Genomic DNA, 22,597 nt, shown 5'->3' with positions numbered 1-22,597 from the left:
TCAATATTCACATCATAGACAAGGAAAGAAGAAAATATTCAGCTCACTTTATGATGTGGCTGAATAGTTACTCTTTTGATATCTCTTTTACTGCCGTCGTTGTATGTGGCGCTCCTTACTTTTCATCAGGAAATGCTTCCTACTACACTTTTGATAACCATTGCCACTTCTCGGGAGAAAGTTCCCTTTCCGGCGCTGGTCGAAGCCGTGCTCATGGAATTAGCATTTGAGGCCATACGTGAAGCGGGGGTGAGGCTTCCTAAACAAGCGGGTGCCGCGGTTAGTATCGTTGGTGCGCTGGTGATTGGGCAAGCTGTGGTCCAAGCCGGTCTTGTTTCTGCTCCACTAATCATGGTGGTCGCATTAACAGGGATTGCTTCTTTTATCGTCCCGCGCTATACGGCTGGAATGGCATTAAGGATGCTGCGCTTTCCGATGATCTTATTGGCAGGGACGTTAGGGCTTCTCGGGATTATGCTTGGGCTGCTTATGATTGTTACTCATATGGCGACGCTTCGTTCTTTCGGCGTTCCCTACTTATCTCCGATGACTCCAATACAAGGGGGCGAAATAAAAGACGTGCTGCTGCGCGCGCCTTTTTGGAAGTTCAATACACGCCCTCATTTAACGGGAGCGGATAATAACATCGAGCGGCAAGGTCCGAATCAGAGACCGAGTCCTGATTACGGAGATGACAAGACGAGTAAAGGCAAAGGAGGACCATTATGATCGAGAAAGGAAAAATATCTGCCGCACAAATGGGGATGATGATGTATCCTACAATTATCGCCACCGCCATTCTTTTAGTCCCTGCACTCACCGCCCGGCACGCAAAACAGGATATGTGGCTCTCTCCTCTTTTGGCTTCTCTCATCGGTTTTTTGATAGTTCATATTGCCGTTCAGTTGCATCAGCTTTATCCAGGAAAAACCCTTATCGAGTACAGCAGGGATATTCTCGGCAAATTTTTAGGGAAAGTGGTTGGGTTGATCTTTTTATTTTTCCATTTGCATATAAGCGGGATTATTGTCCGAGAGTATGGCGAATTTGTTGTAGGCAACTTTCTTTTTCATACTCCATTATTTTTTATAATGGGAAGTATGATCCTAGTGTGCTCCTTTGCTGTCCGCGGCGGTGTGGAAGTGATAGGCAGGCTTGCGGAAATGATCGTGCCTATTGTGATTATTCTGATAGTGGTCAATATTATCCTTTTGATCCCGGATATGGAAGCAAAGAATATGTTTCCGATTATGGAAAAGGGAATAATGCCCTCGCTCATGGGTGCGATGGTCCCGCAAGGCTGGTTTAGTGAGTTTCTTCTTATCGCTTTTCTGCTTCCTTATGTGGCCGATCGCAACAAAGGAAAGAAATGGGGCATGATCTCGGTCACTGCGGTCATGTTGACTTTATCTTTCATCAACATTGCCATCCTTTTCATCCTTGGAGGAATCACAGATCGTTTTACTTATCCCGGAATGAGCGCTGTCCGTTATATTAGTATTGCGGACTTTCTAGAACACCTTGAAGCCGTCGTAATGGCCCTTTGGGTATCAGGGGTTTTTTTGAAGATTGCTGTCTTTTATTACGCTTTAGTGCTGGGAACGGCGCAATGGCTGAATTTGTCAGATTATCGCCCAATCGTTTTTCCCATGGGATTATTGCTGCTGCTATTTGCCATCTGGTCGGCGCCGAATTTAATGGAATTGATCCATTTTCTAGGAAGTTCTTCCCCGTTTTACCTAATGTCGATTCAAACGGGACTTCCTCTCCTTCTCCTATTCATCGCAAAATGGCGCAAAAGAACCAACAACCCAAATCAAGTAAAATGTCAAGGATAAGGGCAGCAATGAAACAAGGGGAAAAAGGAGATAAACTAGAATGGGCATCTTACAAAGAGTAGCAAAAATTGTTTTCGCTTGTGTTCATCTTATTTTGCTAAGCGGCTGTTGGGACCGGACAGAAGTCAACGATTTAGCGCTAATCGTAGGCCTAGGAATTGATCAAACAAAAAATGGGGAGATCAGGATTACAGTGGAAATAGTTGTTCCGAAATCCATCGGTGGAGGAGGTCAGATGATGGGCGGAGGTGGCGCGGGCGGAAGTGAAACGATTATAAGATCGGGTACGGGTGTTACCGTGGCTGATGCGATCTCGAACCTGCAAGAGAAGCTTCCTCGCCGTGTCTTCTGGGGACACACCAAGGTGATCGTGTTTGGGGAGAAAGCGGCAAAAGCAGGGATTCGCCAGCATCTCGACTTTCTGAGCCGCAATCCAGAAGTTCGCCTTCGTTCCAATGTATTAGTGAGTGAAGGAACTGCGAAAAGTGTGCTTGAATTGGTCCCTCCGATTGAGCAAAGCTCATCAGAAGTGCTGCGGGAATTGTCAGAATCGCAGCTTTTATTGCGAGTAACGGTAAAAGATGTTCTGCAAATGCTAAGCGGCGATGCCGGTGCAGCGGCTCTTCCCATGGTGAAGATCAAGCCGCCGGAAGAAGGGAAAAAAGAACTGCAGCCCATTGCGTTTATCCAACGTACCGCCATTTTTAAGAAGGATAAAATGATCGGAGATATTGATGATCAGTTGACTCGGGGCGTGCTTTGGCTCAGAAATGAGATTAAAGAGGCGAATATCACGATTAAGCCGAAAGGGGAAAAGGGAAATATTACGGCCACGCTGATAAGAGCGCATACGGAACTTATCCCGAAATATGAGAAAGGCAAATGGAAGATGATCGTAAAGGCGACTGCGGAAGACGATATCATATTAAACGGAACAAAATTAGATTTGCTAAACCCTAAGTATACGAAAATGATCGAAAAAGAATTGGCAAAGGAGACGAATAAGCGCATTAGAAACACATTGAAAAAAGTACAAAAAGAAATGAAAGCCGATATTTTTGGCTTTGCAGATACTTTCCACCGGAAATATCCAAGAGAATGGAACCGGGTAAAGGATCGCTGGGAGGAAATCTTCCCTGACGTTGAAGTGGTTGTGAAGACGAAGGTATATGTCCGCAGACCGGGCATAGACACTGCTCCGCAAGGATTGCCTGAACAAGAGGTGAAAAAATAATGAAAATTGAATTAATACTAGGTACTCTTGTCTTGGTTGCCCTCATCTTTCTATACGAATGGCCGCGAATCAACCGGACGCAGAAAAAAGAAAAAGCCGTTTTTGTTGTACTTTTAAGTCTGGGAACGATTCTTGCGATAGTGTTAATATGGAACCCCGATCTTCCAGGTCCGACGCAGATGATCGACTATATTTATAAACCACTCGGGCGAATGATGGAAAAATAAAAGTTCTTGATGTTCTGCTTTTTCAATTTGAAAGCTGACTCCATTTGTAATCATGGAGTCAGCTTTTTTGATGCTATCCTTTTTAATCTTTCTGCACTTGTCGCGGATAAATGCGGTGCGTCTACTTTTTAGTGTTGATTTCGTTCTCTTGCTGCTTCTGGGTCTTCAAGTCTTGTTGCGCCTTTGTGTTCGATAGATTGATCACGGTCGGACTCGACGCGGTGTGATTGTTTTAGCTTTTTTTCTTGCCGGTCTTTGCCCACTTTGTTTTCGCTCCTTTCTTTTTCTATGTCATTCTTTACTATAACTATTTTTTATTTTCCTTATGCGCGAATGAATGTTCATAAAAGATGAAATAATGAACATAATAAGGGGGTGGAAGGTATGGAAGGTATTTATTTTTACTCCTTTTTTTGGATAATATGGATGATCGCAACTTTTTTTATGAAAAAAACACGCCAACGGACGATGTTGGCCGCGATCGCATTGATTACCATTATCCTCTCATCTGTTTCGCTGTATATAGGCAGTTTTTGTGTAACGCTTTCTTTTTTATTTCTTTTTTTCTTATCCTGTTATTTCACGGCAAAGCAAACTCGTCGGAAGCTTCTATATTTAGTGATCGCCGCATTGACGATTGCCTTTGCCTATACATCTTTCCAATTGCTCGTTCTTTTTGACCCAGTATGGATATGGATGGATCGTACATGGATGCTTGCAGGGATGCTATTCATAATATGTTTTCTATTTTACGAAAATATTCAATCACGCTTAGTATGCTTGATCGTTGGAAGCTGCCAAGGAGAAATATTGTACTCCATCATTTCCAAAAGAGTAGCGTTTTCATATGTCATTGGTTCTTTTTCTTTTTTAGACACAATATCCATTAGTGCGTTTTGCTTGCTTATTTGGACGCTATTCGAGCAGATTGCAGTGTATGTCGATGGAAAAAAACAAATAAGGGGGACAAGACAGCCATGAATGAATATACTTTTCCCATTCTATATGGAGTTGTGGTTGGAGTGCTGACACGGTTATATTTATTACGGACAGACTATCGTCAATATCCGACATATTTGCACGGAAAAACCATTCACATCGCTCTTGGTGTGATTGCTGCTGGCCTCGGCACCATTGCCGTTCCGGCCATTATGGAAAAAGAATTTACAGCCATCACTTTTTTAGCGCTTGCTGCGTCGCAGTTTCGTGAAGTGCGCAATATGGAACGCAATACATTGAACGAACTTGACCAATATGAACTTGTGCCGCGCGGAAAGACATATATTGAAGGAATTGCCATTGTTTTTGAAGGGCGCAACTATTTAGTTATTTTTACTTCTTTCTTTTCCACACTTGCGTATTTAATATGGAATGTTTGGGCAGCAATGGTTGTCAGTGTGATTTGTTTGTTCATTGCGCACCGGTTAATGACAGGGAATCGCTTAAAAGATATTGCAGACGTGGAATATGTAAAGCCGCATTTTGAAGGAGCGGGATTATATGTTGATAACATTTACATTATGAATATCGGGCTGCAAGCACGCCGCGAAGAGATTTTGCGATATGGGATGGGGTTTATTTTAACGCCGAAAAATTTTAATGCGCGCACAACGATTGCAAACCTGGGACAACGGCAGGCGATTTTGCATGACGTATCTTCCGCGCTTGGAGTATATCGCGATTCAGGGACGCCGGCGCTTGTGCCCCTAGCCAAACGGGATTTAAATGATGGGCGTGTGGGTATTTTTATTTTGCCGCAGGTGAATGATATCGAAAAGGCAAAAAAGATTATTGAGAATGCACCGATATTAGAAAATGCTATTCGTATGCCAAAAAAACGGCAGTTTATTCGAAGGGGAGAATAGAAGAATATGACACATGAGAAAATGATCCTAGCTGTCATTACAACGAATGCGCAAAAAGTTGCGGGAGGGGCTCCGATTTTTACATGTGAAACAAAAGAAGAAATGGAGAGGATCGCCGCCAATTTAGAAGCGATTCTTGATGGGATTGCTCATGAGCTGGCAGAAGAATTATTCATCATTGTCAAGCATTAGATTATTGTTGGCGAATGGTGTTTTTGATAAAATAAAACAGCTGTACCCTTCCTTGAAGGGTGCTTTTTTACAGTCGCGATACGTAAAGAAAGGGTGATAGCATGACCAATCCAGTCGTAGCAATTGTTGGACGTCCGAATGTTGGAAAATCAACGATTTTTAACCGAATCGTTGGTGAGCGTATTTCCATTGTGGAGGATGTACCTGGGGTGACTCGCGACAGAATTTACAGCAGCGCGGAATGGTTAAATCATAAATTTTACTTAATTGATACAGGTGGGATCGATATTGGCGATGAGCCGCTTTTAGTGCAAATTCGCCAACAAGCGGAAATCGCGATCGATGAAGCAGACGTTATTATTTTTATGGTAAACGGCCGTGATGGAGTGACAGCGGCTGATGAGGAAGTAGCGAAAATTTTACACCGTTCTAACAAACCTGTTGTCCTTGCGGTGAATAAAATTGATAATCCAGAAATGCGCGATCTCATTTACGATTTTTATGCACTTGGGTTTGGCGATCCATATCCGATTTCCGGTTCGCACGGAACGGGGCTCGGTGATTTATTGGATGCAGTAGCACGTCATTTTCCAAAACGCGGTCAAGAAGAATATGAAGAAGATGTAATTAAGTTTTGTTTAATCGGACGGCCGAACGTTGGCAAATCATCCCTTGTTAATGCCATTTTAGGAGAAGAGCGCGTCATTGTCAGCGATATTGCCGGTACGACACGGGATGCTGTCGATACAACGTTTGTGAGGGAAGGACAAGAATATGTTATTATTGATACAGCAGGAATGAGAAAAAGAGGAAAAATTTATGAAAGCACCGAAAAATATAGTGTATTGCGCGCGTTAAAAGCGATTGAGCGCTCTGATGTCGTTCTCGTTGTTTTGAACGCCGAAGAGGGGATTATCGAACAAGATAAAAAAATTGCCGGATATGCCCATGAAGCGGGGCGAGGTGTAATCATTGTTGTAAACAAATGGGATGCGATTGAAAAAGATGACAAAACATTAATCGAATTTGAGCGGAAAATTCGTGATCATTTTCCATTTCTTGATTATGCGCCAATTATCTTTGTTTCTGCAAAAACAAAACAACGCTTACATAAATTATTGCCGCTCGTTCGCATGGTGAGTGAAAATCATGCGATGCGCGTGCAAACAAATGTGTTGAATGAAGTGATTATGGATGCAGTAGCAATGAATCCGACACCAACGCATAACGGACGGCGCTTAAAAATTTATTACATGACGCAAGTGGCTGTAAAACCGCCAACGTTTGTTGTTTTTGTCAACGACCCAGAATTGATGCATTTCTCCTATGAACGCTTTTTAGAAAACCGCATCCGCGATGCGTTTGGCTTCGAAGGCACACCAATAAAAATCATCGCCAGACCAAGGAAATAAGAAAAGCGAAGGGCGCCTGCTCATCGGCGACACCGAAAAGCGGAGGCGGCAAGCAATTTTATAAAAGGAAGTGAGAAACGATGGAGCAAATTACAGTGCTAGGAGCAGGAAGCTGGGGGACAGCGCTTTCCATTGTTTTAGCAGATAACAAATATCTTGTTCGTCTTTGGGGGCACCGTTCGGAGCAGATTGAGGAAATAAACACAAAACGGACGAATGAAAAATATTTGCCAGGGATTCAGCTGCCTGAAGGAATTGTTGGTTATGATGATCTTTGTCGGGCGCTAGATCATATTCAAACGGTTGTGTTAGCTGTACCGACAAAAGCAATCCGAGAAGTATTACGGAAAGTGGGCAATTGTATTCATGAACCAATCACCATTGTAGCAGTGAGTAAAGGAATTGAACCAGACACACATAAACGTGTCTCTGAAATCATTGAGGAAGAAATGGGAGAGCTTTTGCAAGATGTTGTCGTCTTATCTGGCCCGAGCCATGCCGAGGAAGTAAGCTTGCGCCATCCGACGACCGTAACCGTTTCTTCGAAAAACATGAAAGCGGCGGAGCGCATTCAAGATTTGTTTATGAACCACCAATACTTTCGCGTTTACACCAATCCGGATTTAATTGGGGTTGAACTCGGTGGAGCGTTGAAAAATATTATCGCTTTAGCTGCCGGTATTACGGATGGATTAGGATATGGGGATAATGCAAAAGCGGCCCTTATTACAAGAGGTCTTGCAGAAATTGCCCGCTTAGGCTGCGCGCTTGGTGCCAATCCGCTGACCTTTGCCGGATTAACAGGCGTCGGCGACTTAATTGTCACATGTACAAGTGTTCATTCACGAAATTGGCGCGCTGGTCATATGTTGGGAAAAGGAAAAAAGCTGGATGAAGTGCTTGAAAGCATGGGAATGGTTGTAGAAGGGGTAAGAACAACGAAAGCGGCTTATCAGCTTGCCAAAAAACTCGGAGTAAAAATGCCAATCACGGAAGTGCTTTATGAAGTACTGTTCGACGGAAAAGATCCAAAAGATGCGGTGGATTCGTTAATGTCGCGCGGGAAAACGCAAGAGATGGATGATTTAATGAATATTCTTACGGAATCGCAACAGTAAAAATAAAGAAAATAGGCGTTCGATGATACAAGTTGTTTGTACTTCGCATACAATACTACGAACAACTATAGACTTGAGCTTCCGGAACAAGGGTATTATTGTTAAACTGAAGTAAAGAAAGCCCCGCTTTACTTCAGTTTTTTTTGCGCCGTGTATTAGGTGATATGCTATAATAAGTGTCGAAAAAAGGAGGAAAAACGATGTCACCGGCGTTGGCGAAAATGTGGATTGCCATTACCTCAATGGTATTCATGTTTATTTCGGTATTTTCAATTTATATTAGCCGTTATAAAGCAAAAAACAAGATTATTCGATTTATTTTGGCATTTATCGCTTATGTCCTTATGATTTTAGCAGGAATTATTATTATTTTTGTCGTATTTAGCGGACCTACACCAGAATAGACACGGTTAAAGGATGGATTGTAAATGAAATGGATTGTTCGTTGCATGGCATTGTGCTTGATGTTATTCTCTCTCTCAGGCTGTCTGTATCCAGAAGAACGGTTAAAACAAAATCAAATTCCGTACGAAGACCAAGTGGCTGCGGTGCAATCGGCAGTTAATCAATACCGTGAAGCGACGGGAGGGCTTTTGCCGATAAAAACGCGCGATATGAAAACTCCGATTTATCAAAAGTATCCTATTGATTTTAATAAATTAATACCACGTTATATGCAGGAACCACCAGGAAACGCCTATGAAAGCGGCGGGATTTTTCAATACGTCATTGTAGATGCCGAAAACAATCCAACCGTTAAGTTGCTTGACTTGCGCTCAGCCGAACAAATTCGCGAACTGAAATTGCGTTTGAAAATGTATCAAGATCAACATAAATATCCTCCGTTTAAGAAAATGATCGCAAAAGGAGTATTTACACTTGATTATAAAAAACTCGGTTATAAAGAGCCGCCGCATGCTGTCAGTCCATTTTCGGGAAACAATTTGCCATTTGTCATTGACTATAATGGAGAAATTTATATCGATTATCGCATTGATTTATATAATGCGTTAAGAAAAGAAAAACACCATTATCGCCCAGGTGATGATATTCGCGATATATTAGTGAAACATTCGTTGTTTGTGCCGGCTTACTCCCTTCCATATACGATTGATCCCAAAACAAATGAACCAATTTTTTTAACGAATTAAGTCATGAACCCTTCTCTAGGAAAATACATTCTAGAGAAGGGATTTTTTATATTTTAGTCATAAATGAATAGGACAACATCATATTCATATAGTGTCCTACAATACTAGCAAATTCGGTTGTTAACTATAACGACCCAAAGACTGGAGGGGAGTCATTTGGAAAAAGTCGATATTTTCAAAGATATCGCCGAGCGAACTGGTGGCGATATTTATTTAGGAGTAGTCGGAGCGGTCCGGACCGGTAAATCTACTTTTATAAAAAGATTTATGGAACTTGTCGTCATCCCTAACATTAAAAACGAAGCAGATAAAGCGCGTACGCAAGATGAACTGCCGCAAAGCGCCGCTGGAAAAACGATTATGACGACGGAGCCAAAATTTGTACCGAACCAAGCTGTTACCGTAAAAGTCGATGAGGGATTAGAAGTAAATATTCGCCTCGTTGATTGTGTAGGATATGCTGTTCCAGGCGCAAAAGGCTATGAAGATGAAAACGGCCCGCGTATGATTCATACCCCATGGTACGAGGAGCCGATTCCGTTTCACGAAGCGGCAGAAATCGGCACACGAAAAGTGATTCAAGAACATTCTACGATCGGTGTGGTCATTACGACCGACGGCACAATCGGCGAGATTCCGCGCCAAGATTATGTGGAAGCAGAAGAGCGCGTCATTAATGAGCTGAAGGAAGTCGGTAAGCCGTTTATTATGATTATTAATACCGTTCGCCCTCATCATCCTGATACAGAAGTTCTTCGTCGCGAGCTTGCGGAAAAATACGATATTCCAGTGTTGGCAATGAGCGTAGAAGGCATGCGGGAAGCGGACGTTTATAACGTGCTTCGTGAAGCATTATATGAGTTTCCGGTATTAGAAGTGAATGTGAACTTACCGAGCTGGGTCATGGTGCTCCGCGAAGATCATTGGCTTCGCGAAAGCTATCAAGAAGCTGTGCGCGATACGGTAAAAGACATCAAACGGCTGCGCGATGTCGACAGAGTTGTGCAGCAATTCAGCGAATATGATTTTATTGAAAGAGCCAGCCTTGCCGGCATTGAAATGGGGCAAGGAATTGCGGAAATTGATTTATATGCACCAGATGAACTGTATGATCAAATTTTAAAAGAAGTCGTTGGTGTAGAAATTCGCGGAAGGGATCATCTATTACAGCTCATGCAAGATTTTGCCCATGCAAAAGCCGAATATGATCAAATTGCTGATGCGCTGAAAATGGTTAAACAAACCGGTTACGGTGTTGCAGCGCCGGCGCTTTCCGATATGAGCCTAGAAGAGCCGGAGATTATTCGCCAAGGATCTCGCTTCGGTGTTCGGCTAAAAGCGGTAGCTCCGTCCATTCATATGATTAAAGTGGACGTCGAATCGGAATTTGCGCCAATTATCGGTACGGAAAAACAAAGCGAAGAACTTGTCCGTTATTTAATGCAAGATTTCGAAGATGATCCTCTCTCCATTTGGAATTCAGACATATTTGGCCGTTCGCTTAGCTCGATCGTCCGCGAAGGCATTCAAGCAAAACTTGCCCTGATGCCGGAAAATGCGCGTTACAAGTTAAAAGAAACGCTAGAGCGTATTATTAACGAAGGCTCTGGCGGTTTAATCGCAATTATTTTATAAAAAAAGGCTCCATGTTTGGAGTCTTTTTTTACTGCCCGCATTATTATGTGAGAAAATGATAGAAACCCTTGAAAACAAGGATTTTATCTTGATAACGTATAGGACATATGATAATCTTTTATCAGAAAAAGTTGCTTTCTTTGGTGAAATGTGCCTAAATTTTATTGATTTGTTGAAAATGTGTTGAATTATAGCGATAAATTGTTTAATATTAGGCATGTCACCGAATTTTATACGTATAGAAATATGAGAAAATGTGAAGAAATGGAATTAGTAAGAAATTTTTTTACAACTCTCTTGGGAGGAGGTGAATGGTATGAATAAAACGGATTTAATCAACGCAGTTGCTGAAACTAGCGGTCTTTCCAAAAAGGACGCAACAAAAGCAGTAGATGCTGTATTTGAATCTATTACGGAAGCGTTAAGAAAAGGTGATAAAGTTCAATTAATTGGATTTGGGAACTTTGAAGTGCGTGAGCGTGCAGCTCGTAAAGGGCGCAATCCGCAAACAGGAGAAGAAATGGAAATTCCTGCGAGCAAAGTTCCTGCTTTCAAACCAGGTAAAGCTCTTAAAGATGCTGTAAAGTAAGCTTACAAGTACAATCGGAGAAAGCCCATGCAGGGTGTAGCCCGTCTTTAGACATGGGATGAACCGATTGCTTTGACGTAGTCAAAGATGGTATACTACTCTTATAGAGAAGAAAAATCCAACGTCTTGAATCGGGCGCACAGGGCGATAAGCACCAGTGAGGTGTTTGCCCATGAAAGTCTTGTGGAATTAGAGTCAGTATCCATGCGAAGGTATGGAAGAAGCTCTATAGTACACAAGAACCCCGTGGCTTTAGCCATCGGGAGGTTCAGATAATAAAGCAATCAAGAGCTTTTAAGGAAGGGTAGCGATATGCTTCCCTTCTTTTTTGCTTTTTTTTCGTTATATATGCTAGAATCGGATTACATTCAGCTTTTATGATGCAGGAGGATGTTGTTTGTATGCCACACGTGAATTATGAACAAATTGAATATGCAGTTCGGTTGATTTTAGAGGCGATTGGGGAAGATCCGAATCGTGAAGGATTGGTCGATACGCCAAAACGAGTTGCGAAGATGTATGCCGAAGTATTTGCGGGATTGCATGAAGATCCAAAGCAGCATTTTCAAACCGTGTTTAGTGAAGACCATGAGGAGTTAGTGCTAGTCAAAGATATTCCGTTTTACTCTATGTGCGAGCATCATTTAGTTCCGTTTTTTGGAGTCGCTCATGTCGCATATATTCCTCGCGGCGGAAAAGTCACAGGGTTAAGCAAGCTGGCACGAGCGGTGGAAACAGTAGCTCGCCGCCCACAATTGCAGGAACGCATTACAGCGACAGTGGCTGATTCGATTATGGAAACACTCGATCCATATGGAGTAATGGTAGTGGTCGAAGCAGAACATATGTGCATGACGATGCGCGGCGTGAAAAAACCAGGAGCAAAAACAGTGACAACGGCGGTGAGAGGAGTATTTGAAACGGACCAAGTCGCCCGTGCAGAAGTGCTTTCGCTCATAAAAGGATAAAATATACGAATAACTAAAAAGGAGGAGAGAGTTATGAATATAAACAGCGACTATATCGTTATTAAAGCACTCGAGGATGGTGTGAACGTCATCGGGCTAACAAGAGGCGCGGATACACGTTTTCACCATTCGGAAAAGCTCGATAAAGGCGAAGTGTTGATCGCTCAATTCACTGAACATACATCAGCCATTAAAGTAAGAGGAAAAGCGTATATTCAAACGAGACATGGAGAAATTGAGTCAGAAGGAAAAAAGTAATTTAACGATTTTCTATTGAAACTAGAGCGTTTACAGAAAAATTATGTTATAATTACTCCGTTATATTGTATGCAAATTTTTGGGGCAAGGGTGATTATATTGAAAAACATCATGATAAAAATCGCATTGTTAAAAGAGCAAATTGAACGATTTCTTCACCATTCTTATTTGCTTCAGCATATACCGTCAAGACCAATCGACGAAGATCGCATTTTGCTATCATTATCCATGTTAGAAGATGCGCAAATTTCCCCAGAGAAAGCTGACCATTATATTATTCCAATGATGCTTGTCCAAATCGCCCTTGATACCCATGACGAAGTAACAAATTCTGTTTCCAACCATGAAGACGATGATTTGAAAACAAGACAACTGGTGGTCCTTGCAGGGGATTTATATAGCGGTTTATATTACGATTATTTAGCAAAGTTGAATGAAATTTCGATGATTCGTCTGTTTGCAGAGGCCATTAAAGAGATTAATGAGCATAAAATTCGATTATATCAAAAAGATATTGAACGAATTGAAACATTATTCGACAGTGTTGGAACGATTGAGTCAGCATTAATTTGCAAAATGGCAGAGCATTTTTCTGCGCCGTTATGGGTAAATTTTTCGTATGATTACTTGCTGTTAAAACGGTTAAACAAGGAAAGAGAGACGTTTATCCATTCTGGTTCTTCCGTTTTGTTTGAGCAAATGGCAAATATCGTATTTCCAAAAACAAAAATGGTGACAAAAGAGCAAAAACATTATTTGCTCCATATTTGTAATCGCTATATTGACCATTGCAAAGAGAAATTGCTAAAAATAAAATTAGAAGTCAATGAGGCGTTGCAAATCCGCATTTCCGAGTTAACTGGCGGTTTTTCAGCCATCGCGAAAAAGACGGTGGAAGAAGGGTAGAAGTATGTATCAATCAAAAGAAGAACGGGTTCATCATGTATTTGAAAAAATTTATAAACATTACGATCGAATGAATTCGGTCATTAGTTTCCGGCGTCATCTCAAATGGCGTGAGGATACGATGAAGCGAATGAATGTACAAAAGGGGAAAAAGGCGCTCGACGTTTGCTGCGGTACTGCCGATTGGACGATTGCGCTTGCTGAAGCGGTCGGGCTAAGCGGTGAAGTATACGGGCTTGATTTCAGCAAAAATATGTTGCAAGTTGGCGAACAAAAAGTAAAAGAACGCCAGTTGGCAAATGTAAAACTGATTCACGGCAATGCGATGAACATACCATTTCCTGATAATACGTTTGATTATGTAACGATTGGCTTTGGTTTGCGCAATGTACCTGACTATATGACGGTGCTGAAAGAAATGTATCGCGTCGTAAAGCCAGGCGGCAAAGTCGTTTGCCTTGAAACATCGCAGCCGACGTTAATTGGTTTTCGTCAGTTATACTATTTTTACTTTCGCTTTATTATGCCTCTATTTGGAAAGTTATTTGCAAAGAGTTATGAAGAATATTCGTGGCTTCAGGAATCGGCGCGCGATTTTCCTGGAAGGGATGAGCTTGCACAGATGTTCCGCGACGCCGGCTTCGTCGATATTGAAGTCAAATCGTACACATTTGGAGTTGCTGCAATGCATTTAGGTCATAAACGATAATAGTTAAGGTGAACAGGATGAAGTTAAAAGCAATGTATTCGTTTTTGAATACGGATTTACGTGCAGTTGAAAAAGAATTAGAAAAAACGGTCCAGTCCGATTACTCGCAATTGAGCGAGGCTGCGCTACACTTGTTGCAGGCGGGCGGAAAACGGATCCGTCCCGTTTTTGTATTGCTTGCCGCAAAATTCGGTACATATGATATTGAACGAATTAAACATGTGGCAGTGGCGTTGGAGTTAATCCACATGGCTTCACTCGTTCATGATGATGTGATTGATGATGCGGAGCTAAGGAGAGGAAGAAAAACGATTAAGGCAAAATGGAACAATCGTTTTGCCATGTATACCGGCGACTATATGTTTGCCCGTTCTCTTGAACAGATGGCACGCCTTGAGAATCCGCTTGCTCATCGCATTTTAGCGAATACGATTGTCGAAGTATGCCGTGGTGAAATTGAACAAATTAAAGATAAATATCGTTTCGATCAAAACCTTCGTTGTTACTTGCGGCGCATCAAACGAAAAACAGCGCTATTGATTGCGGCAAGCTGCCAGCTCGGAGCGATTGCCGCAAACGCTGCAAAAGACGTGGCAGAGCGTCTTTACTTATTTGGCTATTATGTTGGCATGTCATTTCAAATTACGGATGACATTCTTGATTTTACCGGCACGGAAGCAAAGCTCGGCAAGCCGGCGGGAAGCGATCTATTGCAAGGAAATGTAACGCTTCCTGCGTTATTCGCGATGGAGGATAAACATGCAAGAGAGAGAATTACAGCTGTTCATCCGAAAACAACGCCAAACGAAATGAAAGAAATTATTACGTTGATTAAACAAACTGGTGCGATCGAAAAATCGTATGCGCTTAGCGACCGCTATCTGCAAAAAGCGTTTCGTGTATTAGAAACGCTGCCAAACAATAAGGCGCGTTCCACATTATATGACATAGCAAAATATATCGGAAAAAGGGATTTCTAGCGCTTTCAAGGACATTATTGCTAATGCGCGAAAACAATGGTACTATTTTGTTGGGGATCCGATTTCCTAGTACATATCACAGTAGGGGTGGAGAATTGATGATGCAAAGAACGTTTATCATGGTCAAACCTGACGGGGTTCAGCGCAACTTAATCGGCGAGATTGTTGCTCGCTTTGAGAAAAAGGGCTTCCAGCTTGTCGGTGCAAAGTTAATGCAAGTATCCCGAGAGTTAGCAGAACAGCATTATGCGGAACATAAAGAACGTCCGTTTTTCGGAGAGCTAGTAGACTTTATTACATCAGGCCCTGTATTTGCAATGGTATGGGAAGGCGAAAACGTTATTGCGGCGGCTAGACAAATGATGGGAAAAACAAACCCGCAGGAAGCAGCGCCTGGCACGATTCGCGGTGATTATGGTCTGACTGTCGGGAAAAACGTCATTCACGGTTCCGATTCCCCGGAAAGCGCTGAACGGGAAATTCGCTTATTTTTCAAAGAAGAAGAGCTTGTCAATTATTCAAAATTAATGAACGAATGGGTATATTAGAAAGAAGACCGGTCAGTGACATGGCCGGTTTTTTATTTCTAATTTTCTGTTCTCTTTTTAGCTGGTTTTACGATATACTAGGGCATAGGCGCACTCGTTTGGAAATGAGAAAAGAGAGGAAAAACGAGAATGAACGACTACCAGTGGTTTATTGAGAACATCAAGCGAAAAACAGGCATTGACCTTGCTCAGTATAAAGAAGCGCAAATGAAAAGACGCTTAACGTCGCTCTATGAAAAAAGAGGATTAAAAAATTTTCAAGAATTTTTTCAAGCAATGGAAAAAGACGAGGCACTGTTTCATGAATTTCTTGACCGAATGACGATTAACGTGTCGGAATTTTATCGAAATGCGAAACGGTGGGAAGTGCTTGAAAAAAAGATTTTGCCGAAACTCTTCGAACAAAACCGCCGCTTAAAAATATGGAGCGCTGCCTGTTCTACCGGAGAAGAACCTTATACGGTAGCGATGATTTTATCGAAATACATACCGCTAGCCCATGTCTCCATTTTAGCAACAGATATCGATGAAAACGCGATTGCCCGCGCGAAAATAGGGCTGTATACGGAACGGTCATTGCAAGAAATTCCGGAAGAAATGAAAAAAAAGTTTTTTAAGAAAGAAGGAATGTATTATCAAATCGACGAAAAGATAAAAAGAACGGTGACGTTTAAAAAGCATAACTTGCTTGCCGATCCATTCGGCCGTCAATTTGATTTAATTGTATGCCGCAATGTGCTTATTTATTTTACAGAGGAGGCAAAACAACAACTCTACTATAAATTTAATCAAGCGTTGAGGCCAGGCGGAATACTGTTTGTCGGCAGCACGGAACAAATTTTTAACCCAGCCTTATACGGTTTTGAAATAGAAGACACATTTTTTTATCGTAAAATAAAATAGTTCATCCGAGAGTTCATCGGCAAGATGAATTCTTTTTTTATCAAAAACTATTTTCATTTTTTTAATTTATGATATATTGTTACTTAACCGCGTTAAAGAGTTGAAGGGAGAGAACAGGATGAGATATTTAACAGCGGGAGAATCACACGGACCACAGTTAACGACCATTTTAGAAGGAGTGCCGGCTGGGCTGACGTTGCTTGCTGAACATATTAATAAAGAGCTGGCAAGAAGACAAAAAGGGTACGGCCGTGGTCGGCGGATGCAAATTGAAAAAGATGAAGTGAAAATTTTCAGCGGTGTGCGCCACGGGAAAACGTTAGGCTCACCGATCACACTTGTCGTAGAAAACCGTGATTGGAAACATTGGCAAAACATTATGTCAATTGAGCCGATCGATTCAGCAGAAGAAGTAAAACGGAAGGTGACGCGCCCGCGTCCTGGGCATGCCGATTTAAATGGTGCATTAAAATACGGGCATCGTGATATGCGCAATGTATTAGAACGATCGTCAGCCCGGGAAACGACAGTACGGGTTGCTGCAGGTGCGGTGGCAAAGCGGATTTTAGAAGAGCTTGGCATTCGCGTCGCCGGACATGTGATAGAAATTGGCGGAGTTCGTGCGGAGCGAATGGATTATCGTTCGCTTGAGGAATTGCAGCAAGTGACAGAAGAGTCGCCGGTGCGCTGTTTTGATGAAAAAGCGGCAGTCAAAATGATGGAAGCGATCGATGAAGCGAAGAAAAACGGCGACTCGATCGGCGGCATTGTGGAGGTCATTGTCGAAGGCGTCCCTGCAGGGGTCGGCAGCCACGTTCATTACGACCGGAAGCTTGATGCGAAAATTGCCGCGGCGATTGTGAGCATTAACGCATTTAAAGGCGTTGAATTTGGCATCGGCTTTGAAGCGGCGCGACGCCCGGGAAGCGAAGTACATGATGAAATTATTTGGAGCAAAGAAAAAGGATTTACGCGCCGGACAAACCGCGCCGGTGGATTTGAAGGCGGGATGACAACCGGGATGCCAATTGTCGTACGCGGGGTAATGAAGCCGATTCCAACGCTTTACAAGCCATTGCAAAGCGTGGATATTGAAACAAAAGAGCCGTTTACAGCAAGCATCGAGCGTTCGGACAGCTGTGCGGTACCAGCGGCAAGCGTTGTCGCCGAAGCAGTAGTCGCTTGGGAAGTTGCTTCGGCAATCGTTGATCAGTTCGGTCAAGACCGAATGGATCTCATTAAAGAAAACGTAGAAAAAATGCGCCGTTATGCAAGGGAGTTTTAACGATGGAACAAATCGTTATTGAAACGAAAACAAAACAGTACCCGTTATTTCTCGGTGAAGGAATCATTGAGTCTCTTCCGGACATTCTCCGGCAATTGTCTTTTTCCAAAGGGACGAAATTGCTTATTATCACCGATAAAACGTTGGAACAATTGTATTTATCGAGACTTTGCGCATTGCTTGCCAATGATTATGATGTGTACACATATGTCATACCGAGCGGGGAAGAGGCGAAATCATTTGAGCAATACTATGCATGTCAAACCGCTGCGCTTCAATACGGGCTTGACCGCAAATCGCTTATTCTTGCCTTTGGCGGCGGCGTTGTCGGCGATTTAGCTGGATTTGTCGCTGCCACTTATATGCGCGGCATCCCATACATTCAAATCCCGACGACGCTTCTTGCGCATGACAGCGCCGTTGGCGGCAAGGTGGCGATCAATCATCCGCTTGGAAAAAACATGATCGGAGCGTTTTACCAGCCGGAAGCGGTCGTTTATGATATTGCTTTTTTGCGTTCCTTGCCGGAAAAAGAATTGCGCTCCGGTTTTGCCGAAGTAATTAAGCACGCGCTTATTCGCGACCGCGATTTTTATCAATGGCTGCGGCAAGAAATCCGCGAGCTTGCGGACTTAAAAGGGGAGCGATTGCAATATTGCATTAAAAAAGGAATTGAAGTAAAGGCAAGCGTCGTGCGGGAAGATGAAAAAGAAACTGGCGTTCGCGCGCATTTAAATTTTGGGCATACGCTTGGGCATGCGCTTGAGAATGAACTTGGCTATGGAGCGATGACGCATGGCGATGCGGTGGCGCTTGGGATGCTCTTTGCGATTTTTGTAAGCGAGCGGGTGTATAACATGTCGCTGGATTACGATCGTTTTTCTTCTTGGTTTCGTACATATGGATTCCCTGTTTCCATTCCGAAACAACTAAATATAAACCGTCTCCTTGAAAAAATGAAAGGGGATAAAAAAGCAAGAGCAGGAACGGTCCGCATGGTGCTTTTGAAAGACATTGGCATGGCAGAAATAAAACCGCTCGATGATGAAACGCTGCTGGCATTGCTTCGCAAATTTCAGCGGGAGGAGGGAGAGAATGATCCGCGGAATTCGAGGTGCCATTACTGTTGAACGCAATGAAGCGGAGGAAATTGTCGATGCCACAGAAACATTGCTGAAAGAAATGATTCGCGCCAATGACGTAACCGCAAGCGATGTATCGTTCGTTCTTATATCTGTTACCGAAGATATTACCGCGGCGTTTCCAGCACAAGCGCTGCGCCGCATAGAAGGATGGACGTACGTTCCGGTTATGTGTATGAGAGAAATTCCGGTTCCCAACACATTGCCGCGTTGCATACGTGTGATGATGACTGTTGAGACAACGAAGAAACAAGAGGAAATTTCCCACATTTATTTACGTGATGCCGTCACATTGCGCCCAGATTTGTCATTGACAAAAAAAACAGAAATGTAATATCATAGTAAACAAAAGTAATAAGCAGAGTAAGAGCAGAGCTTAGGGTAGATGAGAATGAGTGAGTTTAGTTGAGGTGAGTTTTTTTGTACGTGTGATGAGAAATCTACCCAAAGACATCTGTCTTTGGGTTTTTTATTCCCCTTTTTCGCCTCATAAACCCTCATTCTCCATCCGAATGAACGGAGGAGAGATAATGAAAAACTGCACAATCACCACTTTTTTGGAAGATGCGGTTCATTTCCAGACCATTCCGATTGTACGCCGCTTTTTTGCAGATGTGTTTGAACCGGTGAAAATATTTGAAAATTTAAAAAGTGAAGCGGTGTTTTTGCTAGAAAGCAAAGATGATCAATCGCCATGGGCCCGCTATTCCTTTATCGGTTTATCGCCGTTTTTAACGATTGAGAGTGAAACCGGCCATACGTTTTCTGTGATGGATGAGCGCGGCGAAGAAATGATGAAAGCTTCTTCGTTAAAAGAAGCATTTCTGTTCATTGAGCAGAAGCTGCGCGTCAAGCAGCTTGCAAGCGAGATACCATTTACCGGCGGCGCGGTCGGTTTTTTAGGATATGATTTCATTTCCGCAATCGAAAAAGTCCCAATTCATTCCAATCGCGATATTTCCTTGAAGACGGGTTATTTTACGTTTTGTGAATCGTTGATCGTGTTTGATCATCATAAGCGTGAGATTGTGTTTATTCATTATGTCCGCATATCCGACAAGGACACAGAAGAAGCGAAGAAGAGAAAGTACGGGGAAGGGTTAAAGCGAATCGAAACATTGATGAAAAAAGCAGCAAGCGGAAGGGAAGAGCCATTGTTATTGCTTCATCACGATGACGAAGAAACGCGTGTTTCCTTTCAAGGTGTCATATCCAATTATGACAAAGCATCATTTATGAGGGATGTAGAAACCATTAAAAGCTATATCGCCAACGGAGATGTTTTTCAGGCGGTATTGTCCCAGCGATTTACCGTTCCGATTCAAGTGAGCGGGTTTCACATTTATCGAATGCTGCGTCATATTAATCCGTCGCCATATATGTTTTATTTTCAGCTAGACGGTATCGAAATTGTCGGAAGCTCTCCGGAAAAGTTAATTCAAGTGCATAACCGTCATATGGAAATCCACCCGATCGCCGGGACTAGAAGAAGAGGACGGTCGGCAGAAGAAGATGAGCATCTTCAAAGGGAGCTTTACAATGACCCGAAAGAGAGAGCCGAACATTATATGTTAGTAGATTTAGCCCGCAACGATATCGGAAAAGTAGCGAAATATGGTACAGTCGAGACGCCAGTGTTAATGGAAATTGGAAAGTTCTCCCATGTCATGCATCTGATTTCGAAAGTAACGGGTGTGTTAAAGGAAGGAATTCACCCGATTGACGCGCTGTTAGCGGCCTTTCCAGCCGGAACGGTAAGCGGTGCGCCGAAAGTAAGGGCGATGCAAATTTTACAGGAGCTAGAACCGACGGCAAGAAATTTATATGCTGGAACGATTGCCTACATCGGTTTTGACGGCAATATTGATTCATGTATCGCGATTCGCACTGCGATTGTAAAAGACGGTTATGCTTACGTGCAAGCAGGCGCGGGAATTGTCGCGGATTCCGTTCCAGAATTGGAGTGGAAAGAAACGCGCAATAAAGCGAGCGCCTTAATCAAAGCGATGGAACGTGCCGAACGATTGTTTGCGAAAGGAGAGAATATATATGTTTAAGCAACTTCTTGCCAAATGTATTGAGGGGTATACGTTGACAGAAGAAGAAGCGTATGAGGCGATGATGATGATAATGTCTGGAGAAGCCTCTGCCAGCCAGATTGCCAGTTTCTTATCCATTTTGCGATTGCGCGGGGAAACGGTCGATGAATTGACAGGATTGGTGAAAGCGATGCGCAGCCGAATGATGACGCTCGATTATGAAGAAGAAGCCATTGATACGTGCGGAACAGGGGGAGACGGGGCATCGACATTCAACATTTCCACTGCGGCGGCGATCGTCGTATCATCACTTGGTGTCAAAGTGGCCAAACATGGCAACCGAGCGGTTTCCTCAAAAAGCGGAAGCGCGGACGTATTAGAAGCGCTTCATATTGATATTCAAGCAACCCCGGAGGAAGCGAAACGAGCGCTAAAAACGAAAGGATTGGCTTTTTTGTTCGCGCCGCTATATCATTCCGCCATGAAATATGCTGCATTGCCGCGTAAAGAAATCGGGTTTCGCACTGTATTCAATTTAATTGGACCACTTTCGAATCCAGCACGGTGCAAGCGGCAAGTAATCGGTGTTTATTCGACACAATACGCGGAAAAACTTGCGGAAACTCTTCACCGACTTGGCTCGGAACACGTTTTATTGGTAACCGGAAAAGACGGACTTGATGAATGCAGCATTTCGGCGGAAACAGATGTAGTCGAACTGAAACATGGTGAAATTCGCCGTTTCACGATCGCGCCGGAACAATATGGGCTCGCGCGTGGAAAGTTAGAACACGTTCAAGTTCGTACGGTTCAACAAAGTGCTGAACTATTAAAGGCAGTAGTGGAAGGAAGAGCAAACGAAAGCGCGATCAATATCGTCATTCTTAATGCTGGCGTCGCGTTATATGCAGCGGGGAAAGCAGCGACGATTCGCGAAGGGGTCGAAATGGCAAAAGAAGCGATGATGACAAAGAAAGCCTATGAACAATTTGAGCGACTGCGCATGAAAGAGGTAGAAAAGTATGCTTGAACAAATTATTGCAACGAAAAAGAAAGAAATAGAGACACTCACATTGCCAAAGCCTTTGCAAAACGTACAGCGTCGTTCGTTATCGGCGGCGCTGAAAAAACCAAACCGTTCTATCGGTCTTATTGCGGAAGTGAAAAAGGCTTCCCCGTCAAAAGGGTTAATTCGACCGGATTTTCATCCTGTGGCGATCGCAAAAGCGTATGAAAAAGCGGGGGCGGATGCGATCAGCGTATTGACGGATGAACGATATTTCCAAGGACACCGCGGCTATTTAAGCGATATAAAGCAAGCGGTACAGCTTCCGATTTTGCGCAAAGATTTTATTATTGATCGTATTCAAATCGAAGAGAGCGTACGAATTGGAGCTGACGCGATTTTATTAATCGGCGAAGCGCTGCCGGCAAAAACGTTGTATGAGCTATATCAGGAAGCATACGACAAAGGATTGGAATGTTTGGTCGAAGTGCATGAGCGTAAAACGCTGGAAAATATTTTAGATCCTGAATCCGTGATGGTTGGAAATCAACTTTGATTTTGGTGTTAGTTCTATGGATATATGATCCATACA

25 protein-coding genes and 2 pseudogenes are annotated in these 22,597 nt (G+C 43.0%); 26 read left to right on the top strand and 1 reads right to left on the bottom strand.

Annotation, left to right across the window (positions count from 1 at the left end; all coding sequences use genetic code 11):
* Positions 1–72 precede the first annotated feature (72 nt).
* The 4 genes and pseudogenes from DCC82_RS11945 to DCC82_RS11930 all read left to right on the top strand — a co-directional run.
* A pseudogene (locus tag DCC82_RS11945) lies at positions 73–729 on the top strand (spore germination protein); the annotation flags it as partial.
* On the top strand, positions 726–1,838 hold the full coding sequence (locus DCC82_RS11940; RefSeq protein WP_187252157.1) for a GerAB/ArcD/ProY family transporter: 1,113 nt from the start codon (positions 726–728) through the stop codon (positions 1,836–1,838). The pseudogene DCC82_RS11945 and the gene DCC82_RS11940, both read left to right, overlap by 4 nt.
* Before the next feature lie 40 nt (positions 1,839–1,878).
* Complete coding sequence (locus DCC82_RS11935; RefSeq protein ID WP_015864300.1) at positions 1,879–3,072, top strand: Ger(x)C family spore germination protein; 1,194 nt, start codon at positions 1,879–1,881, stop codon at positions 3,070–3,072.
* Positions 3,072–3,299 carry a hypothetical protein gene (locus DCC82_RS11930; RefSeq protein WP_015864299.1) on the top strand — a complete coding sequence of 76 codons (228 nt, stop codon included), beginning with the start codon at positions 3,072–3,074 and terminating at the stop codon, positions 3,297–3,299. The genes DCC82_RS11935 and DCC82_RS11930 overlap by 1 nt, the downstream gene beginning before the upstream one ends.
* 128 nt (positions 3,300–3,427) lie before the next feature.
* On the opposite strand, the gene DCC82_RS11925 is transcribed toward DCC82_RS11930, so the two are convergent.
* Entirely contained in the window at positions 3,428–3,562 is a 135-nt protein-coding gene (locus DCC82_RS11925) for a YpzI family protein (RefSeq protein WP_015864298.1), read from the bottom strand.
* A 121-nt stretch (positions 3,563–3,683) separates the two neighbouring features.
* Between DCC82_RS11925 and DCC82_RS11920 the strand changes: the two genes are divergently transcribed.
* From DCC82_RS11920 to DCC82_RS11815, 22 genes and pseudogenes are all read left to right on the top strand, one after another.
* A complete protein-coding gene (locus DCC82_RS11920; RefSeq protein ID WP_015864297.1) occupies positions 3,684–4,280 on the top strand; it encodes a YphA family membrane protein in 597 nt (198 codons plus the stop codon).
* A complete protein-coding gene (locus tag DCC82_RS11915; protein WP_015864296.1) occupies positions 4,277–5,164 on the top strand; it encodes a YIEGIA family protein in 888 nt (295 codons plus the stop codon). The genes DCC82_RS11920 and DCC82_RS11915 overlap by 4 nt, the downstream gene beginning before the upstream one ends.
* 6 nt (positions 5,165–5,170) lie before the next feature.
* Complete coding sequence (locus DCC82_RS11910) at positions 5,171–5,356, top strand: capping complex subunit for YIEGIA (protein ID WP_015864295.1); 186 nt, start codon at positions 5,171–5,173, stop codon at positions 5,354–5,356.
* A 101-nt stretch (positions 5,357–5,457) separates the two neighbouring features.
* Positions 5,458–6,768, top strand: a complete 1,311-nt coding sequence (der, locus tag DCC82_RS11905; protein ID WP_015864294.1) for a ribosome biogenesis GTPase Der — start codon at positions 5,458–5,460, stop codon at positions 6,766–6,768.
* An 80-nt stretch (positions 6,769–6,848) separates the two neighbouring features.
* A complete protein-coding gene (locus DCC82_RS11900; protein ID WP_041269699.1) occupies positions 6,849–7,886 on the top strand; it encodes an NAD(P)H-dependent glycerol-3-phosphate dehydrogenase in 1,038 nt (345 codons plus the stop codon).
* Positions 7,887–8,086: 200 nt separating this feature from the next.
* Complete coding sequence (locus DCC82_RS11895) at positions 8,087–8,290, top strand: DUF2768 domain-containing protein (RefSeq protein ID WP_015864292.1); 204 nt, start codon at positions 8,087–8,089, stop codon at positions 8,288–8,290.
* 24 nt (positions 8,291–8,314) lie between these two features.
* A complete protein-coding gene (locus DCC82_RS11890; protein WP_015864291.1) occupies positions 8,315–9,037 on the top strand; it encodes a hypothetical protein in 723 nt (240 codons plus the stop codon).
* A gap of 156 nt (positions 9,038–9,193) precedes the next feature.
* Positions 9,194–10,672 carry a stage IV sporulation protein A gene (gene spoIVA / locus DCC82_RS11885; protein WP_015864290.1) on the top strand — a complete coding sequence of 493 codons (1,479 nt, stop codon included), beginning with the start codon at positions 9,194–9,196 and terminating at the stop codon, positions 10,670–10,672.
* Positions 10,673–10,988: 316 nt separating this feature from the next.
* Entirely contained in the window at positions 10,989–11,261 is a 273-nt protein-coding gene (locus tag DCC82_RS11880; RefSeq protein ID WP_015864289.1) for an HU family DNA-binding protein, read from the top strand.
* Between the two features lie 401 nt (positions 11,262–11,662).
* A complete protein-coding gene (gene folE / locus DCC82_RS11875) occupies positions 11,663–12,229 on the top strand; it encodes a GTP cyclohydrolase I FolE (protein ID WP_015864288.1) in 567 nt (188 codons plus the stop codon).
* Positions 12,230–12,262: 33 nt separating this feature from the next.
* Positions 12,263–12,487: a trp RNA-binding attenuation protein MtrB gene (gene mtrB / locus DCC82_RS11870; protein WP_015864287.1), complete on the top strand. Its 225-nt coding sequence runs from the start codon at positions 12,263–12,265 to the stop codon at positions 12,485–12,487.
* Between the two features lie 69 nt (positions 12,488–12,556).
* Complete coding sequence (locus DCC82_RS11865; protein WP_187252158.1) at positions 12,557–13,393, top strand: heptaprenyl diphosphate synthase component 1; 837 nt, start codon at positions 12,557–12,559, stop codon at positions 13,391–13,393.
* Positions 13,394–13,397: 4 nt separating this feature from the next.
* Positions 13,398–14,102, top strand: a complete 705-nt coding sequence (gene menG / locus DCC82_RS11860) for a demethylmenaquinone methyltransferase (protein ID WP_097354691.1) — start codon at positions 13,398–13,400, stop codon at positions 14,100–14,102.
* A 17-nt stretch (positions 14,103–14,119) separates the two neighbouring features.
* Complete coding sequence (gene hepT, locus DCC82_RS11855; RefSeq protein ID WP_015864284.1) at positions 14,120–15,082, top strand: heptaprenyl diphosphate synthase component II; 963 nt, start codon at positions 14,120–14,122, stop codon at positions 15,080–15,082.
* 101 nt (positions 15,083–15,183) lie between these two features.
* Positions 15,184–15,630: a nucleoside-diphosphate kinase gene (gene ndk, locus DCC82_RS11850; protein WP_062677611.1), complete on the top strand. Its 447-nt coding sequence runs from the start codon at positions 15,184–15,186 to the stop codon at positions 15,628–15,630.
* Positions 15,631–15,759: 129 nt separating this feature from the next.
* A complete protein-coding gene (locus DCC82_RS11845) occupies positions 15,760–16,533 on the top strand; it encodes a CheR family methyltransferase (protein WP_062677575.1) in 774 nt (257 codons plus the stop codon).
* Between the two features lie 118 nt (positions 16,534–16,651).
* A complete protein-coding gene (gene aroC / locus DCC82_RS11840) occupies positions 16,652–17,818 on the top strand; it encodes a chorismate synthase (RefSeq protein ID WP_015864281.1) in 1,167 nt (388 codons plus the stop codon).
* 2 nt (positions 17,819–17,820) lie between these two features.
* Positions 17,821–18,948: a 3-dehydroquinate synthase gene (aroB, locus tag DCC82_RS11835; RefSeq protein WP_097354690.1), complete on the top strand. Its 1,128-nt coding sequence runs from the start codon at positions 17,821–17,823 to the stop codon at positions 18,946–18,948.
* Positions 18,914–19,294, top strand: a complete 381-nt coding sequence (gene aroH / locus DCC82_RS11830; protein ID WP_015864279.1) for a chorismate mutase — start codon at positions 18,914–18,916, stop codon at positions 19,292–19,294. Before aroB ends, aroH begins: the two co-directional genes overlap by 35 nt.
* A 196-nt stretch (positions 19,295–19,490) precedes the next feature.
* Complete coding sequence (gene trpE, locus DCC82_RS11825) at positions 19,491–21,017, top strand: anthranilate synthase component I (protein WP_015864278.1); 1,527 nt, start codon at positions 19,491–19,493, stop codon at positions 21,015–21,017.
* Positions 21,010–22,029 (top strand): anthranilate phosphoribosyltransferase, encoded by a 1,020-nt coding sequence (gene trpD / locus DCC82_RS11820; protein ID WP_081189537.1) that lies wholly within the window; start codon positions 21,010–21,012, stop codon positions 22,027–22,029. Before trpE ends, trpD begins: the two co-directional genes overlap by 8 nt.
* Positions 22,022–22,555 (top strand): annotated as a pseudogene (locus DCC82_RS11815) (indole-3-glycerol phosphate synthase TrpC); the annotation flags it as partial. The gene trpD and the pseudogene DCC82_RS11815, both read left to right, overlap by 8 nt.
* Between the last annotated feature and the right edge of the window lie 42 nt (positions 22,556–22,597).

This window comes from Geobacillus sp. LYN3, assembly GCF_003064505.1.
Taxonomy (GTDB): domain Bacteria; phylum Bacillota; class Bacilli; order Bacillales; family Anoxybacillaceae; genus Parageobacillus_B; species Parageobacillus_B toebii.
This window is presented reverse-complemented; position numbering and strand designations above follow the sequence as displayed.

What these genes read in the sequence shown, in the direction of transcription:
- DCC82_RS11900 (WP_041269699.1), top strand. Translation starts at nt 6,849, where the DNA reads ATGGAGCAAATTACAGTGCTAGGAGCAGGAAGCTGGGGGACAGCGCTT.
- mtrB (WP_015864287.1), top strand. Translation starts at nt 12,263, where the DNA reads ATGAATATAAACAGCGACTATATCGTTATTAAAGCACTCGAGGATGGT.
- DCC82_RS11845 (WP_062677575.1), top strand. Translation starts at nt 15,760, where the DNA reads ATGAACGACTACCAGTGGTTTATTGAGAACATCAAGCGAAAAACAGGC.
- trpD (WP_081189537.1), top strand. Translation starts at nt 21,010, where the DNA reads ATGTTTAAGCAACTTCTTGCCAAATGTATTGAGGGGTATACGTTGACA.
- DCC82_RS11880 (WP_015864289.1), top strand. Translation starts at nt 10,989, where the DNA reads ATGAATAAAACGGATTTAATCAACGCAGTTGCTGAAACTAGCGGTCTT.
- DCC82_RS11910 (WP_015864295.1), top strand. Translation starts at nt 5,171, where the DNA reads ATGACACATGAGAAAATGATCCTAGCTGTCATTACAACGAATGCGCAA.
- DCC82_RS11865 (WP_187252158.1), top strand. Translation starts at nt 12,557, where the DNA reads ATGCAAATTTTTGGGGCAAGGGTGATTATATTGAAAAACATCATGATA.
- aroH (WP_015864279.1), top strand. Translation starts at nt 18,914, where the DNA reads ATGATCCGCGGAATTCGAGGTGCCATTACTGTTGAACGCAATGAAGCG.
- DCC82_RS11935 (WP_015864300.1), top strand. Translation starts at nt 1,879, where the DNA reads ATGGGCATCTTACAAAGAGTAGCAAAAATTGTTTTCGCTTGTGTTCAT.
- DCC82_RS11930 (WP_015864299.1), top strand. Translation starts at nt 3,072, where the DNA reads ATGAAAATTGAATTAATACTAGGTACTCTTGTCTTGGTTGCCCTCATC.
- DCC82_RS11895 (WP_015864292.1), top strand. Translation starts at nt 8,087, where the DNA reads ATGTCACCGGCGTTGGCGAAAATGTGGATTGCCATTACCTCAATGGTA.
- der (WP_015864294.1), top strand. Translation starts at nt 5,458, where the DNA reads ATGACCAATCCAGTCGTAGCAATTGTTGGACGTCCGAATGTTGGAAAA.
- aroC (WP_015864281.1), top strand. Translation starts at nt 16,652, where the DNA reads ATGAGATATTTAACAGCGGGAGAATCACACGGACCACAGTTAACGACC.
- hepT (WP_015864284.1), top strand. Translation starts at nt 14,120, where the DNA reads ATGAAGTTAAAAGCAATGTATTCGTTTTTGAATACGGATTTACGTGCA.
- aroB (WP_097354690.1), top strand. Translation starts at nt 17,821, where the DNA reads ATGGAACAAATCGTTATTGAAACGAAAACAAAACAGTACCCGTTATTT.
- DCC82_RS11890 (WP_015864291.1), top strand. Translation starts at nt 8,315, where the DNA reads ATGAAATGGATTGTTCGTTGCATGGCATTGTGCTTGATGTTATTCTCT.
- ndk (WP_062677611.1), top strand. Translation starts at nt 15,184, where the DNA reads ATGCAAAGAACGTTTATCATGGTCAAACCTGACGGGGTTCAGCGCAAC.
- DCC82_RS11940 (WP_187252157.1), top strand. Translation starts at nt 726, where the DNA reads ATGATCGAGAAAGGAAAAATATCTGCCGCACAAATGGGGATGATGATG.
- DCC82_RS11920 (WP_015864297.1), top strand. Translation starts at nt 3,684, where the DNA reads ATGGAAGGTATTTATTTTTACTCCTTTTTTTGGATAATATGGATGATC.
- trpE (WP_015864278.1), top strand. Translation starts at nt 19,491, where the DNA reads ATGAAAAACTGCACAATCACCACTTTTTTGGAAGATGCGGTTCATTTC.
- DCC82_RS11915 (WP_015864296.1), top strand. Translation starts at nt 4,277, where the DNA reads ATGAATGAATATACTTTTCCCATTCTATATGGAGTTGTGGTTGGAGTG.
- menG (WP_097354691.1), top strand. Translation starts at nt 13,398, where the DNA reads ATGTATCAATCAAAAGAAGAACGGGTTCATCATGTATTTGAAAAAATT.
- folE (WP_015864288.1), top strand. Translation starts at nt 11,663, where the DNA reads ATGCCACACGTGAATTATGAACAAATTGAATATGCAGTTCGGTTGATT.